The organism is Halonotius aquaticus, from assembly GCF_003605575.1.
Taxonomy (GTDB): Archaea; Halobacteriota; Halobacteria; order Halobacteriales; family Haloferacaceae; genus Halonotius; species Halonotius aquaticus.
On the sequence record NZ_QKNY01000006.1, the window covers coordinates 103,288 to 118,508 of the forward strand.

The 15,221-nt window shown below is 63.8% G+C and carries 13 protein-coding genes; 7 read left to right on the forward strand and 6 right to left on the reverse strand.

Translation table 11 applies throughout. The features are described 5' to 3' along the window. The first annotated feature begins 80 nt into the window (after nt 1–80). From DM826_RS04755 to DM826_RS04765, 3 genes are all read left to right on the forward strand, one after another. Complete coding sequence (locus tag DM826_RS04755) at nt 81–503, forward strand: nuclear transport factor 2 family protein (protein WP_120102014.1); 423 nt, start codon at nt 81–83, stop codon at nt 501–503. Next, entirely contained in the window at nt 503–727 is a 225-nt protein-coding gene (locus tag DM826_RS04760; RefSeq protein WP_120102016.1) for a hypothetical protein, read from the forward strand. The genes DM826_RS04755 and DM826_RS04760 overlap by 1 nt, the downstream gene beginning before the upstream one ends. 95 nt (nt 728–822) lie before the next feature. After that, nucleotides 823–2,274 (forward strand): phosphohexomutase domain-containing protein, encoded by a 1,452-nt coding sequence (locus DM826_RS04765; RefSeq protein ID WP_120102018.1) that lies wholly within the window; start codon nt 823–825, stop codon nt 2,272–2,274. A gap of 43 nt (nt 2,275–2,317) precedes the next feature. Here the strand turns inward: DM826_RS04765 and DM826_RS04770 are convergent, their stop codons facing one another. Beyond that, entirely contained in the window at nt 2,318–2,791 is a 474-nt protein-coding gene (locus DM826_RS04770) for a redoxin domain-containing protein (RefSeq protein WP_120102020.1), read from the reverse strand. Nucleotides 2,792–2,951: 160 nt separating this feature from the next. Here DM826_RS04770 and DM826_RS04775 point away from each other — a divergent pair, with 160 nt between their 5' ends. Then, a complete protein-coding gene (locus tag DM826_RS04775; RefSeq protein ID WP_120102022.1) occupies nt 2,952–3,719 on the forward strand; it encodes a hypothetical protein in 768 nt (255 codons plus the stop codon). On the opposite strand, the gene DM826_RS04780 is transcribed toward DM826_RS04775, so the two are convergent. After that, nucleotides 3,720–4,319, reverse strand: coding sequence for a class I SAM-dependent methyltransferase (locus DM826_RS04780; RefSeq protein ID WP_120102024.1), 600 nt, complete (start codon nt 4,317–4,319; stop codon nt 3,720–3,722). Nucleotides 4,320–4,379: 60 nt separating this feature from the next. Beyond that, on the reverse strand, nt 4,380–4,706 hold the full coding sequence (locus DM826_RS04785) for a 2Fe-2S iron-sulfur cluster-binding protein (RefSeq protein WP_120102026.1): 327 nt from the start codon (nt 4,704–4,706) through the stop codon (nt 4,380–4,382). Nucleotides 4,707–4,816: 110 nt separating this feature from the next. Between DM826_RS04785 and DM826_RS04790 the strand changes: the two genes are divergently transcribed. Continuing rightward, complete coding sequence (locus DM826_RS04790) at nt 4,817–6,472, forward strand: sensor histidine kinase (protein ID WP_165853250.1); 1,656 nt, start codon at nt 4,817–4,819, stop codon at nt 6,470–6,472. 25 nt (nt 6,473–6,497) lie between these two features. Here DM826_RS04790 and DM826_RS04795 read toward each other — a convergent pair whose 3' ends face one another. The 3 genes from DM826_RS04795 to DM826_RS04805 all read right to left on the reverse strand — a co-directional run bounded on the left by DM826_RS04795 (nt 6,498) and on the right by DM826_RS04805 (nt 12,105). Further along, nucleotides 6,498–6,902 (reverse strand): VOC family protein, encoded by a 405-nt coding sequence (locus tag DM826_RS04795; RefSeq protein ID WP_120102030.1) that lies wholly within the window; start codon nt 6,900–6,902, stop codon nt 6,498–6,500. A gap of 76 nt (nt 6,903–6,978) precedes the next feature. Next, the gene (locus DM826_RS04800; RefSeq protein ID WP_120102032.1) at nt 6,979–7,527 is read right to left on the reverse strand and encodes an SRPBCC family protein; all 549 of its coding nucleotides are present in this window, start codon (nt 7,525–7,527) and stop codon (nt 6,979–6,981) included. Nucleotides 7,528–7,563: 36 nt separating this feature from the next. Further along, nucleotides 7,564–12,105, reverse strand: coding sequence for a glycoside hydrolase family 15 protein (locus DM826_RS04805; RefSeq protein WP_120102034.1), 4,542 nt, complete (start codon nt 12,103–12,105; stop codon nt 7,564–7,566). Between the two features lie 240 nt (nt 12,106–12,345). Between DM826_RS04805 and malA the strand changes: the two genes are divergently transcribed. Together malA and DM826_RS04815 are read left to right on the forward strand one after the other, a co-directional pair. After that, nucleotides 12,346–14,319 (forward strand): alpha-amylase MalA, encoded by a 1,974-nt coding sequence (gene malA / locus DM826_RS04810; RefSeq protein ID WP_233735682.1) that lies wholly within the window; start codon nt 12,346–12,348, stop codon nt 14,317–14,319. Between the two features lie 65 nt (nt 14,320–14,384). Further along, entirely contained in the window at nt 14,385–14,837 is a 453-nt protein-coding gene (locus tag DM826_RS04815) for a universal stress protein (protein WP_120102036.1), read from the forward strand. Nucleotides 14,838–15,221: the final 384 nt, after the last annotated feature.

Sequence of the window (15,221 nt, forward strand, 5' to 3'; positions counted from 1 at the left end):
GCCGAGGATATATGAAAATACCCCTTCCGGCGACAAGGCACAAACAGTGTTTTCAAGCCCCCACCGATCTACCACCACATATGGATGAAGACGCCGCGGAGACGATCGCCGCCTACTACGAGGCGTTAGAGGCCAGCGAGCCGCTGTCGCCGTTTTTCGCGGAGTCGCTGTCGACGGTCAAAGTCGGCCTCAGCGAACAGCTGGTCGGCTACCCCGATGTCGCCGACGCCTTGGCCGAACAGACGGCGACCACGGCCGACTGGCGCGTCGAAGACGCTGATCCATCGATCACCGAACGCGATTCGTTTGCGTGGTTTCACGACCGGCTGACGCTGGCGTGGACTGACACCACCCTCGATACCGACTACGAGTTCGACACGCGGTGGACGGGCACGCTCGAAGCGAACCCGGATGGCACCTGGCAGTTTGTCTCACTTCACGTGTCGTCGCCCTGTGAGGAACTCGAAGACGCCGAAGATGATCTGTTTTCCTGGGACGACTGATGGTTGGTTCAAGCCTCACCGACGACGAGAGGAAAACCGCAAACACGCGGCTCAAAGTTGGCTTCGTGGTGCTTGTCGCCGCGTCGATGGGGCTGATGGCACTGCAGGTCGATCCGACACCGCTACAGTTGGCTGTCGTCATCGCCGTCGGGCTCGTGGTTGGCGTCGGACTGCTGTGGTTTGTGCTGCGAAATCTTGCGGATTATCGGTCGTCGCTGCGGTGAGCGCCGGCTACTGCCGTGATCGACGCGACCGACGGTTCTCTGCGTCCTCGCGCGCGGATCGCTGAACACTAAGTGAGCCAGGCCATTGGGCTGGTATGGTCGAGTTTGGAACCGCTGGTATCCGCGGTTCGGTCGTCGAGACGGTTACGCCCCACGTTGCCCTCAGCGTTGGGAGCGCGGTCGGCCGCCTTGCGGTCGCGGATGCACCGACTGAACACCCGGAGATCGTCATCGGCCGGGATGGCCGGCTGACGGGGCCAGCCCTCGCCGCGGCGGTTGAAGCCGGCGTCGCCGCCGTGGGCGCGCTACCGGTTCGGGTTGGAACTGTGCCGACGCCGACGCTGGCATTTGCGTCCCGTGGTCGCTACGGGGTGATGCTGACGGCCTCGCATAACCCGCCGGCGGATAACGGGATCAAATGCTTCGTCGACGGCGAAGAGTTCGGCGACGAGTTAGAGGCACGGATTGAAGCACTCGTTGACGACGCGGCCGCCAGCCCAGCCGAATTTGGGGCGTGGGGGTCACCACGCCGCCGCGAGCCACTGCCTGATTACCGGACTGCCGTCACCGGGTATGTCCGCGACCAACTCCCGCGTGACGGCGAGTCAGCCATCGACGATGGGCTCCGGGTCGCTGTCGACTGCGGCAACGGGATGGCCGCGCTGGCAACACCACAGGTGTTGGATGCCCTTGGGGCGACCACCGTCGCACTCAACGCCAATGTTGACGGCCGGTTCCCGGGCCGACCGAGCAAGCCAACGCCGGAAACGCTTGGCGACCTCCAGGCCTTCGTTGTCGACGGCGACTTCGATCTCGGGATCGCCCACGATGGCGACGCCGACCGGATCGTGATCCTCGATAGTGACGGTGAGATCGTCCACGAGGATAGCGTGGTGGCGATGCTAGCGGGATACTACACGCGCCGGGCGGTCTCGGACGACGGCGACCCAGACGACGCTGACGATGCTGCTGCCGACCGCGGCGACGACCCGGTCGTCGTCACGACGCCCAACGCCTCAGGGCGCATCGACGAACAGGTGACCGCCGCCGGCGGACGCGTTGAGCGGGTGCGTCTCGGCGCGCTGCATGAGGGGATCGCCGCCGCCGAACGTGACGGCGGCTCGGTTGTTTTTGCGGCCGAACCGTGGAAACACATTCACCCCGGATTCGGCGGCTGGATCGACGGCGTTGTCAGCGCAGCCCTGCTCACTGGCCTTGTTGCGACCCGCGGGCTTGCGGCCCTTCGGGAGCCGATCACCGAACGACCCTACAGAAAGGTCAGCATCGATTGTCCAGACGGGTTCAAAGCCGCGGCGATGACGACGCTGGAATCGTCGTTACCCGACGCCTTCTCCGAGGCAACGGTCTCTGTAGAGCATGGGGTTCGGCTTTCCCTGCCGGATGGCTCGTGGCTGCTCGTGCGACCCTCCGGCACCGAGCCCTACATTCGGCTCTATGCTGAAAGTGAGTCCGTCGACGAGATCGTCGATACGGCGACTGAGCGGATCGCGGCGGCCATCGCCGACGCTGATGGTGGGGCAGACTGACGGCTCTCCGCGACGAAAAAATATGTGAAAACTGCGGGTCGTGTTAGGCGTCTTCGGCGGCGGCGACGAGTTCCTCGTAGTCGGGCTCGTCGGTCGGCTCGTCGGCAACCCAGTCGTAGGTGACCGTGCCGTCCTCGTCGAGCACGTAGACCGCGCGGTTGGCGATGCCGTAGAGGCCGAGATCCGGGATCTCCATCTCAAGGCCGTAGTCGCGGATCGCCTCACCGGCCATGTCGCTGACGAGCGTAAACGAGAGGTCGTACTCGTCGCTGAAGGCACCCAGTGAGAACGCTGAGTCAGCACTGAGGCCGAGGACGGTCGCGCCAGCGTCCTCGAAGGCATCGAGGTGTTCCTCCAGGGCGACCATCTCGTTGGAACACGGCGGCGTGAACGCGCCGGGGAAGAAGGCCAACACGACAGGGCCGTCGCCGAGATAGTCGGACAGCTCAAAATCCTCGTGGTCGCTTGTACCGATCGTTGCGGAAATGTCGGGGGCGGTGTCTCCGGTTGAAACCATAAGCACTCAGATCGTTGAGTGCAATCATGATAAGCCCATTGTGCCACTAAATCGCACACGCAACCACTTCTCGCTACACTGCCCGTCTGTTTGTCTCCGGCTCCCCGTCTCATCACGCAATGATAGCAACTGTTGTCCCGGTCGCGATCATAGGTGTCGTATGCACACCAACGACAACGGCCATTACGCGGCGGCGGTCGCCGCACTCGCCGATCGACGCTACGAGGCGGCCGGCGACGCTTACACCCGGGCTGGCTGGTCAGTGCTTGCCGACCCTCGTGACGATCTGGAACCGTTCGCCCCGGACGACCGTGGGTCGATCGGTGACGGCCCCCGCCACCTGCTGACGGCCGCCCTCTGCTATCGCGTCGCCGACTGTCCAGCGCGAGCGACCCGGCGAGCCACCGCCGGGATCGCCCTCGTCGGCGACCTTGGGGCGACAATGGCAACCCCGCTCCAGGCCGCCTGTTTCGACGAATTTGCCGCCGATTTCCGGGTCGCCGGTGGGTTGGAGGGGGCCACCGATGCCTATGCCGCTGCCGCCGACGCTTACCGGGCAGCTGCCGATGAGACAACTGATCCCCAGACGGTTGGGGCGACACCCCTCTTCTTGGCCGCGGCCGCGCCGGCAAAACAGCTCGCTCGCACGCTTGAAGACGGCGAAATCGCAATCGAGTGGGAAGATCTCCACGGTGCAGATCCGTCCGATCCGGGCGACTTCTTGGCCGCCCGCGCCGAGTACAAACGCCAGCGGTTCGCGTCGTTGGTCGACGGCTGTGTCGACAAGGGTATTCTCGCTGCACCGCGTGGGACGACCGAGTATGCAACCGATCACCACGCGTGTCCGGCCTGTGGCTCCCGCGATGTCAACTGGGTTGCCAACAGCACCCTCTGTCTTCGCTGTTCACGCCCAACTGAGCCACAGTAGCTACTCGGTGTATTCGGCGAGGACGAACTCGGTGCTGCTGCCGAGTGGATCGGTCGCCGTCGGCGTGGCGAGGATCTCGAAGCCTGCTGTCCGCAACTGCGCAAGCGTACGGTCTCGTCCCGGCGCGGAAAAGAACATCTCACCGCCCATCCAGCCGCGCCGCACCGTCTCGAACCGCCCACCGGGAAGCGTACTCAGCAGAATCCCACCCGATCGCAACACGCGAGCGAACTCCGCGTACACCTCGGGGTGTCGCGTCCGCGGGACGTGAAAGACCGCGTGGTAGGCAGTTATTCCGTCGGCGACGGTTTCAGCCAGCGGCAGCTGTCGCATGTCAGCCTGCACCAGTCGTGCGTCGGGGACGGTATCGGCCGCCAGTGAGAGGCCGGTGCGGGCAAAGTCGACCCCGATGCTGTCGGCCGGGAGATTCGCAAGCGTCCGCGCGCCGTCCCCACAGCCGATATCGACGATGGTTGGATCAGGCGGACAGCGGTCGAGCAGGTCGTCGATGAGGGCTGCATCCGAGCCATCTGGATCGCGGCGGTCGGCATACGTTGTCGACAGCTCCTCCCATGCCGCCTGTCGCTCGTGGGGTTCCATAGGGTGGCTACGGGCGCGATCGCAATGAGTGGTCGCCCACCCGACACTCGCCAGCCAGCCCTACGACTCGCGGCCGCCCCAGACCAGTTTGTCATCCAGCAGTTCGACCCGCATATCGCGGTCAACGGTCACCTGACACGACAGCCGCGGGTAGCCAAACCGGTCTGCCAGCCGATCGTGCCAGTGATCGGGCGCAACGTCGTCGGCGAGTCGTACCCCACAGGTCGCACAGAGCCCGCGGCCACCGCAGTTCGCCCGCTCGGACAGTCGCCCGTACGGCGAGCACTCAGCCGCCAGCAACGCATCCCGGAGTGTCGTTCCGGCCGCCACCGAGAGTTCGGTTTCGGTTCCCTCGCTTGCAACGACGACACGGTAGGACTCACCCATAGGGAAAACCTGTCGCTGCAGCGACCTGAATCCGTTGCCCGGCCGCGACATCGTCGATTATGACACAACGAGACAGGAAAATTGATACCCCCCACGACCAAACGATAGCTATGAGCAGTGCGGAGGCGTCGTTTCAACTGCTGTATATCGACGCCGATGAGAACCGCCGCGAGGCGGTTCGGGGGGCATTTGAGCCAGAGTGGACGGTGACAGCCGTCGAGAGCGGCGCGGCGGCGACAACCGCCGCTGATGTCGCTGTCGACTGTTTTGTCGCCTCGGCTACGCTGCCGGAGACGACCTGGCAGTCGCTGTATGAGTCGCTGACGACCTCATCTGAGGCACCCTTTGTGTTGTTCGCCGACGAACCTGACGCTGATATGGTGCGGCAGGCGTTCCGGCTCGGTGTCGACGACGTTGTCTACACAGCGAGCGACAGCGGTGCGGCAACGCCAACTAATGCTGGACTGGGCGCACCAGCTGATCCCGCCGGCGAACCCGTCGCTGACAGTGGCATCGACTCATTCGACGCTGAGGCTCTGACCGTCAAAGAGCCCACAACGTCAGCATCGGCCGTTGAGCCACTTGATGGGGTCGTGGGCCTGCGCACCCGCGTTGAATCGCTTGTGGCCGCCCAACGACTCGATATCCGGGATACAACCCTCGATGTTTCCCGATCGCTGATGAGCGCGGCCATCGACGAGGTTGACGTCAAAATCGAGTGGGCGCTGCAGTCGCTGGCGACCGAGCTTGAGGCGGTGCAGTGTCTGCTGTATCACTACGATGACGAAACCGGGCTTCTCACCGAGGACTTCGGCTGGCGGGATACCGACGCTGCCGCCGCCGACCTCGCCATCGAGCCGCTGGACGACGAGGAGATCCCAGCCGCCGAGTTCCCCGGCTTCGCCGAACGATTGGAGCAGTTTGAAGCCGTCTGTCATGATGCGACGACTGACGAATCGACCTTTGACGCTGAGACGGGGACACTGCTGGCGGTGCCGATCGTCATCGACTGGGAGTTGGCCGGCACGCTCGTCCTGACGACAGCCACCCCGCGGCGGTGGCCGGAGTCGGTGCGCCAACAGCTCACATCTGTCGGTGAGTTCATCGGCTACACCGAACGCCGCCGACGCCGGCGCGCTGAACTCGAACGCCAGAACGAACGCCTCGAACAGTTTACCTCGGTCATCAGCCACGACCTCCAAAACCCGCTCAGCGTCGTCACCGGCTATCTTGAGTTGGTGTCTGAGACAGGTGATGTTGATCGGCTCGACCCTGCGATCGATGCTGCCGAGCGCATGGAGACGATGCTCGACGAGCTGTTGACACTCGCCCGCGAGGGCCGGGCTGTCGGCGACACCGAACCGGTCGCGGTCGATACGATCGTTGCCAACGCGTGGGACAGCGTCGACACCCCGGAAGCGTCGCTGGAAACTGAGGAGTTAGAGCCGATGGAGATGGTCGAGGCCGATCCAACACGGCTGCGTGAGGTCTTCGAGAACCTGTTCCGCAACGCGATCGACCATGCCGGCGAGGACGTGACGGTGACCGTCCGGGCGACCGACGGCGGGGTTGTCGTCGGCGACGATGGTGCAGGCATCCCCGCCGATGAGCAAGACGCCGTCTTCGATCACGGCTACACTGGCGGCGGCGGCACCGGCCTCGGGCTGTCAATCGTTGAGACGATCGTCGAGGGCCACGGCTGGGAAATCAGTGTCGGCGACAGCGAGGCCGGCGGCGCAGCATTCGAAATCGATTTCGACGCCTGATATCGCCTGTGGCTGTTTTGTTGCGTCAGTGGAGTTTGAGTTCGACCCGTCGCCCATCTGGATCCCGGACGTAGATCGCCCAGTCGTTGCCGTAAGCTCCGTACCGCTCGTACGGTTCGCCCGCCTCAACCGTGTAGCCGGCTCTCTCGATCTCGTCGATCAGGGCGTCAATCTCCCCGCGTGTGTCAACCGAATCCGATCGCACCAACAGACAGAGGTGTTCTCCGCCGACATCGATCGGTTCGTCGGTTGGGACGAGATGGATATGCCGGCCGCCAGCCACGACCGCAACAAATGGCACTTCGCCGGCGTCGAACCGATCCTCGTCACGCGTTTCGAGCCCCAGCAGATCATGGTAGAAGCGAAGTGATTCCTCAATATCGCTGACGCGGATCGCACTGTGGTCGATATCGACAACGTCGATCGTCATGGCGGGCACACGGCCGCGAGCGACTAAGCGATACTGGTGGGATGTTGGCGGTGGAAACCGTGCTGCTGTGGGTCAATTAGGTGTCGTCCTCGGCACCCGCTGGTGTGTCACGGTCGACAGCCGGCATCCAGTCCGGATAGGAACCACCTTCCAGCAGGGCCTTTGTCTGGCGATGTCGGTACCGAAACATCGGCTCGAAGCCGACGACAGCAAGCCGATCGACCAGTGGGCCAACTGGCCCGGCTGGGAATTCGTACTCAACGGTGTCGATCATGACGGTTTCATCGCCATCGCCGTAGAACTCGTGGGTGTGTACCCACACCGCGAAGGGGCCACCGAGCATGTCGTCGCGGAACATCCGATAGCCGTCATCGCGCTCGCGGGCGACGATCCGAGAGAGCCACCGGCTTTCGGGGGCGACACCGAACGGTCGACTCGCCATCGTGATCTCGCTGCCCTCGAATAGCTCCGCGGGATCAGCATCGCCGTCGGGGCCGACGACGCCCTCGACGCGGAGGCCCATCCACCCCGGCGTCAACGCCTCAAGCCCGTCGATCTGCCGGTGAAACGCCCAGACGGCATCCAGTGGGGCGTCGATCCGTGTCCGGCGGCTGTAGGTTGCCATACCACCTGTAGGAACGGGGGTCGCAAAAACACCCGGTCAGATGGTGAAGCGTTCGACCGTCGTCCCCGCCGTGGTCAGGTCAGTGTCGGTGGCAGCGGCGACCGTGACCGTCGTCTTGCCGTGGCCGGCTGGCAGCGTTAGCTCAAAGCTGCCGTTGTCGACGGTGACTGTCGTCGATTCGTCGTCGGCACTGGCCGCAACGACCGCGCCATCGGTTTCACCAGTGATTGTCAGTGTATCTTTCGACACGCTGCGCTCGACTGACAGCGCCGGCCCAGCAGGCCGCGGGCCGCTGCGATACCGGTCAGCGACGGCCGTCGGCGTTTCGACTGGTTCACCCTCAGCGATGCCGTGGGCCAAGCGGATGAACTGGGCCATACTCCAGGCCAGCGGTGTCGCCGAGCCGGTGCCGTCGCCGATCTCCCAGTTGTACTCGTTGTCGATGTGACGATCCCAGACCTGCTCGGCGATCATCCGGCCGCTGTTAGCGAAGCGGGCCATCGTCTTCAAGAGGTTTTGCGGCGCGAGGTCGCCCTCGTCGGTGCCGGCTAACAGCTCGTATTCGCCGCGCTCGCCGGTGAAGATCGGCCACAGCCGCCCCTTGCCTTTGGTTTGGACTGACCACGGCGCGCCCTTCTCGCCCATCGCGCGCTCGCCGTAACCATCGCCGTTGTAGCGGTAGAACGCCGGGCCTTGCGGTGTGTCCAGCCGAATCGTCTCATCGACCTCGACCAGCGAGTTGGTGATGATCTCGTCGTCAGGTGATTTGATGCCGAGTCGCGTGAGTTCGAGGAAGCCGCCGTCGATAATCTCTCGTTCATCGAGTGTTGGCCCCGCGTTGGCTAGCGTCCGCAGGTGGCCGGCCTCGGGGTTGCCGTCGCGGGTCACCCGAACGTAGTACGGCGTGTTCGTGTGGAGTTGTGTCCCGGTTTTGGTCGCACACCACTCCTCGACGCGATCAGCCCACTCGTCGGCCAACGCGAGCCAGACGATCGCATCGCCGGTCTCGCCGGCGTCGTTTGCGATGTCTGCCGCACAAACGAGGCCGGCGACCTCGGCGGCGATCGATGACGGCGAGTAGCCGGCTTCTTCCTCCCAGCGCTCTTGGGCGGTCGCTGGCCCGTTGCGGGCGACGTAATCCGCCGAGCGTTTGACGTTGATGTAATCGTAGCTCACGTCCTCGAAGTCGATGCCCACCTCGGCCAACTGGTAGGCCATTATCAGCGGGAAGGAGATGTTGTCGATCTGTTCGCCACCCCAGCGAGTCAGCCCGTTGACGTAGGTGTTCTGGGGGATGAAGCCCTCGTCGTCCTGCTGGTATTCGAAGATGTACTGCAGCGCGTCGGTCGCGGTTTTGTGATCGCCGATCGCCTCGAAGACGGTAAAGACCTGATAGAGGTCACGCGACCACACGAAGTTGTAGCCGTACCCTTTCGGCTCGTCGGCGGTGACCGCCTCACCCCACGGCACCGAGGGGCTGGCGATTCCCGCGCCGAGATAGGTTTTGTCTTCGACGGCCCGCAGGGCCATCAGACAGCTCTTGTACTGTTTGTAGAGAGCCTCGTCGTCGACGACGAACTCGGGGATCTCTTTGTCGGCGAGGAAGTTCTGCCACGTCTCGCGGTAGGCCGCCCGCACGTCGTCGTAGCCGGTTGCCAACGCGCCTTCGGCTTCGCCGAGTGCGGCGGCCGTGTCGGCGTTCTCGCCGAACCCGATCGACAGCGTCTCGCCGACGGTTGTTCCGGTTCCGAGCAGGCCTGCAAGCACAATGTTGTCATCGTCAAGTCGGTCGTTTGGCAGCGGGCGATCTCCCTCGCTGAATAGCTCTGCGAGGTGTTCGGAGCCCGCAGCCCCGACGGTCGCCCAATCGAACTGATTCGGCGTCGTCATCGCCATGGCGACGCTGTAGACATCGCCGTCCTCGTCGGTGAGGAGGGCTTCCGCGCCGGTGTCGTAGGCCTCGGCGTCGCGGGCCGCCAGATGGTAGTTACCGCGCTCGCCGAGCCGGTAGCCACGATCCCGGGTGCCGGTGTTGGTCAGTGAGATATCGGCGACAGCGTAGATGTCGTACTTGTTGTCGTCGGCGCTCTCGAAGTCGATGTCGGCGACGATGGCGTCGTGGTCGGGATCGATCGCGTACTCGACGGTCAGCGTCCACTCGTGGCCGCGGCCATCGCCCTGTTCGGTGATGATGTGCCGGAAGAGCAGCGCGTCGTCGTCGGCCGGCTCGACCCGCCGGTCGATCGTTTCGGTGTCGTCGTCGGTACGGGTCTCGTTGTGGGTGCGGGCGGTGTAGTCGGTGGTGTCGCCGGCATCAGCCACGACAAAGTCGACCGTTCGGAGGTTCATCAGATCGACTCGGGGGAACCGCGCCTCGGTGAGCGCGCCCTCGGTGAGCGTAAACCACACCTTCGAGGCGTCGTCGTTGCCGTGGTCGGCAACTGTCGCCACACCGTATTTCTCGCCGGTCGTCCACCGCGGTCGGCTCTCCGGGCCGGATGGCGCGGGCGCGATGATCGGCAGCGCGTTCTGCTCTCGCAGCGTCGCCGTCGCCCGCAGGCGGAGGGCGTGTGACCAGCCCAGCGGAGCCGCGCTGTCGACAGTGCCGTCGTCGAAGGCCTGCTCGGCAAGATAGCCGGCCCGCGTCGTCAACGGCCCGTTTGGAAGGAGATGTTCGTAGAGGGTTCCGGCCTGATCGAAACACTCCTCGGCGTCGTCCTCGCGGTCATACGTCGACAGCAGGACGCCGAGTTCGGTGGCGGCGACCGCACCCCACGCCGTCGAGGGTGTCCAGATCTTCTCGCCCTGTTGGCCTTCTGACCGCCAGGTATCACCCTCAAACCGTGCGAGTCCGGCGACGGTACTGTCGTCTGGATCGCGGTACAGTGCGTCGAAGACGTGTTGGACGTGATCGCTGAGTCGGTCGAGTGTCTCCGATGACAGCTCGTCGTCGACGAGTTCGTCGTAGTCGACAACCGCCTCGACGATCCCGAAGGTGGCCGAATCGATCCGGTCGTCAAGCTTGCCGCTGTTGTTGAGTCGGATCCCGTAGGCCTCACGGGTCTTACTCCAGAACCGATCGAGACCATCAAAGACCGTTTTCGCCTGCGATCGCGCATGTGATTGGAGCTCGGGTTCGACCGGGGCGTCGGCAACCGCCACGTAGGCCGCGAGGTAGGTCGCCGCCGTGTGGCTGAACCGCCCGGTCATGTTCTCCCAGAGGTTCTGGCAGGCGATCGGCAGCCCGTCGTCGGCCAGCGTCTCATCGAGCACGTCGACCGCGTCCCGGATCGTCGCCCGGATCTCCTCCCGCAGTGGCTCCGAGAGTGTCTCGCCGCGTTCGGTCAACAGCCGCCCAAGAAAGCCGACCACGCTTGCGGTCTGGTCGGCCTGGTAGTCGTCGTTGCCGCCCTCGATGCGGCCGTGGGCCCACCCTGGGGCGAGGGAGCCATCCATCGCCCACACGCGGTGTGACCACGAGCCGTCATCTTCCTGTGTGTCACAGAAGAACTCGGCTGTCGCTGCCAGCGACTCTTGGAGGTCGAGATCCAACAGCGAGTCCGCTGTCAGGAGGTGGCGGCCAACCTCCGCCTCGTCGCGGAACCAGGTGTAGCCGTAGCCGCCGGAGTGCGCATAGAAGGGGTCGAACTCCGGGGCCGCGACGTGGGCACCGGTCGGGGCTTTCAGCAGCGAGAGGGCCCGAAGATCCTCACGGACGACGTTGCCGTTGGGGGCTGACTCCGGCACCGAGACCTCCGCGCGCTGGCGGCCGGCCTCGCGGATATCGTCGGCCCCACGGTGGGCGGCCGCACACTGCCGGAGATCAGCGAGGGCGGCCTCCCGATCGACCGTCTCGTGATCCGATAGCTGGGTGACGATCGTCGTCTTCGCTGCCCGGCCGCTTTGCTCTAGTGGGGCGTTGATGACGACATCGCCGCTGAGGTGGGTGTCCTCAAAGCGGTTGATGACGGCCTCACGCGGGAACTCATAGGCCTCCTCGGAGAGAATCTCCTCGAAGCGTTCGGGGATCTGGCCCCGCACGTCGATGATGCCGGTCGAGGCGGTGACGTAATCGTGTTCGCTCCGGTGGAATACCTCGACGACATCGGTGTCGTTGGGGCCGGCTTCGCCGTGGATCAGCCGACCGACCTGGGATTCCTGGCCTTCGGGGGCGAAGGTAAGAAACGCCGTGAGCTCGGCGTTCGGTGGGATCGCTCCCCGAAGCTCGATGTGGGTGACGTGGGCCCGTCCAAGCGTGAGATCGTACTGGTGGACGGTGAAGCCGTCGGCAGCGTACTCGGTTTCGACGACATTTGTCTCCCGGTAGTAGTGTTGGCGAACCGTCGAAAACTCGTCGAACCACTGGGTGCCGGTTTCGGTTTCGATGCCGAGTCGTGCCCGATCAATCCCAGAAAGGCCTGACAGCGGCGCGGAGTAGTCTCGGAGCCCGCCATCCGGATCGACGTAGACAAGCCGATCCCCGTGCGCAGAAAACGCCCCGTCGGTGGTTCGGCACTCGGCCGGAAACCGCCCATCGCGGGTGCGTTTGAACTCGTTGAGCGCGGTGCGGAGTCGCATGTAGATGGGGATTCGCTGTCCATAACTAAGTATTGGCGGCTTTGCGTTCGCTCAGATTCGTCCATGATAATGAACAAATGTGACAAAATAGCCTAGATCACGCCGTCACGATACACCCAGATATCGGCTGATTCAAACGCTCTCTGTCGAATGTAGCCGCTTGTCGCTCGATTTATTATGTTTGTACACAGTTTCTCGCAGATACACAAGACCAAAGTAACCCTCTGTGTAGATACGACTATGAACCATCCAGGGCAGCCGCAGTTCATTGCTGTTGGAGATGCTATTCAGTTAGCACCCCGCGACCCAGACCCAGATGCCGAGTATAGTTGGACGATCAGCGACGCCCCGATCGACAGCGACACCAGCCTCGGTGACGACCCTGTCGAGCATTTTGTCCCCGACGCACCGGGCCGATACGTGGCGACGTTGACGACGCCACACGACACGTTCAACCAGACTATCCGTGTCTTTCCCAGTTCGTACCAGCCGACAGGCGAGGGCACCGGCGCAACCGGTGTCAGCGGCTACAGCGGGTACAGCGGCTACAGTGGTCAAAGCGGCTCCGGGCGCCCACAACAGCGCAGCGGGAGCGGCTTTGCCTCCGGCTCCGGGTCGGGCGCACTCGGTGAGTCACAAGGCGAAGGCGAGGGTCGCCCGCGGGTTCGCCTTGACGGCGACATCGTCGACGATGAAGCCGTCATCACGGCGACGCCGAAACCACACCCTGATTCCTCGCGAGACGCCGAGGAGCTCGACGTTGAGTTCCTGCTTGACGACCGCGACGGCGTCGAGGAGTCCGCGGTCACCATCGACGGCCACGAACTCCGTGCGCCGCTCGATGTGATCGACGATGAACTGCGTGTGCACGCTGTCGCCATCGGTGACAGTTACAGCGTGGCCGACGCCGTCAGCATCGATCGGCTTGGCGACGAGGGTGATTTTGCTGTTCACCGACTCTACGACCCGCCGCAGTGGGGCAAGGAGGTTACCCTCTATGAGATCTATGTCCGCGGCTACGCGGCCGACGACGACGAGGCCGAAACGACGTTTGAAGCCCTCGAAAAACGCCTCGACTACATGGAAGACCTCGGCGTCGACTGTCTGTGGCTGACGCCCGTCCTCCAACACGACGGCGCGCCCCACGGCTACAACATCACCGACTTCTTCTCCATCGCCGACGACCTCGGCGACCGCGAGGATTACGAGTCCTTCGTCGACGCCGCCCACGAGCGCGGGATGTCGGTGCTGTTTGACCTCGTGTTGAATCACTCCGCGCGTGACCATCCTTACTTTGAGGACGCCTATCAGAATCCGGACTCGGAGTATTACGACTGGTACGAATGGCAGGATAACGGCGAGCCCGGCACCTACTTCGGCTGGGAGTTCATCGCCAACTTCGATTTCACCAATCTCGAAGTCCGTCGTCACCTGCTTGATGCCCTCGACACGTGGGCGGAGGTCGCCGACGGCTTCCGGTGTGATATGGCGTGGGCCGTTCCCGAATCCTTCTGGAAGGAGATGCGCGAGCGGCTGAAGGCCATCGACCCCGAGTTCCTGCTGCTGGATGAGACGATCCCGTATATCGCCGACTTCCACGAGGGGATGTTCGACATCCACTTCGATACGACGACCTACTTCACGCTCCGGCAGGTCGGCGACGGCAACCAGCCCGCCGAGGCGATTCTCGACGCCGTTGAGGGCCGCCAGCGCTCAGCGTTCCCCGACCACGCCGCCTTCATGCTCTACATGGAGAACCACGACGAGACGCGCTACATCGTCGACTGTGGTGACGCCGCGACGAAGGCCGCCGCGGGCGCAGTGTTTACCTTGCCTGGCGTGCCGATGTTGTACGGCGGCCAAGAGCTTGGCCAGCGTGGTCGGCGTGACCACCTCGCGTGGGATCACGTCCGCGAGGAGATCCGCGATCATTACGACCAGCTGATCGATCTCAAACAGGAGTACCCGGCACTCAGCTCGAACGGTGATCTCCAGCGGATCGACTACGACGCCGACAACGAGGATGAGGTCGTCGCCTTCGGCCGCGAGAGCGACGATGACCGCTATATTGTCGTGCTCAACTTCGGTGAGGGCGAGACGGTCGTTGGTGTCGACGAAACGGTTGATGCGACCGATCTCGTTTCCGGTGAGTCCCGGGCCGCCGAAGAAGGGCTGACCGTCGACAGCGTGGCCGTCTTCGAAGCCGCCGACTAAGCGCGACGTTTCGTTTTTCGGTTTCGCCACCGACAGCTTTGACGCTGGCCCTCGTAGGGCCATGTATGTACGACCGACTACTCCTGCCAACAGATATGAGCCCCGGTGTCGACCAGGCGACCGCCCACTCGATCGACGCGGCCCAGCGGTATGACGCTGACCTGCACGTGCTCTACGTTGTCGACTCCGACGCCTACAGCTCGTATCCCGGCGACGAGTACGTCCACGAGTTTGAGGGATTGGAGGCCGCGCTTGAACAGGCCGGTGCGGATGCCATCGCGGCGATCGCCGACCAGGCCGCTGACGCCGGCGTCGAGACCGAATCGACCATCCGGCACGGCGTCCCCCACGAGGAGATCCTCGCCTACGTTGACGAGGCAGCGATCGAGCTAACGATCATGGGCTCGAAGCATCGCTCAGGGGAGTATCGAAGCCTGCTCGGGAGTGTCGCCGAACGTGTTGTGACGATGGCCGACGGGCCGGTGACCGTCGTGAAAACCCCGGTCGATGACGACTAATCGGTCGTGTTGCGTCCCTCAACGGCGTCGACGACGATGCCATGTGAGCGGTCGACACACAATCACCCATGTGTCCAATTCTCATGGCTTGGGGGCGCTGCTGACGTGACGAACGGCTGAAATTCCTGCTTTGTTTTCGAATCTCGGACTGTATCAGAGGCCTTTTGTAGTAACCCCGTCTTCGCTAGAATGCACTGGTTGTGTGTGGAAACACGCCCGACCACCGCCGTCCAGAATCGCCGGACGGAACCCAGATCGAACCAACGCCCTTAAGTACAACAGGGCGCTCGACTGGAATGCAGCAAAAACACACCGCGAGCCGCCGACCGTTCGAATCGGTCAGCACTCGCATGGATCGCGTGGGCAGTAGCCCACGAGTGATCC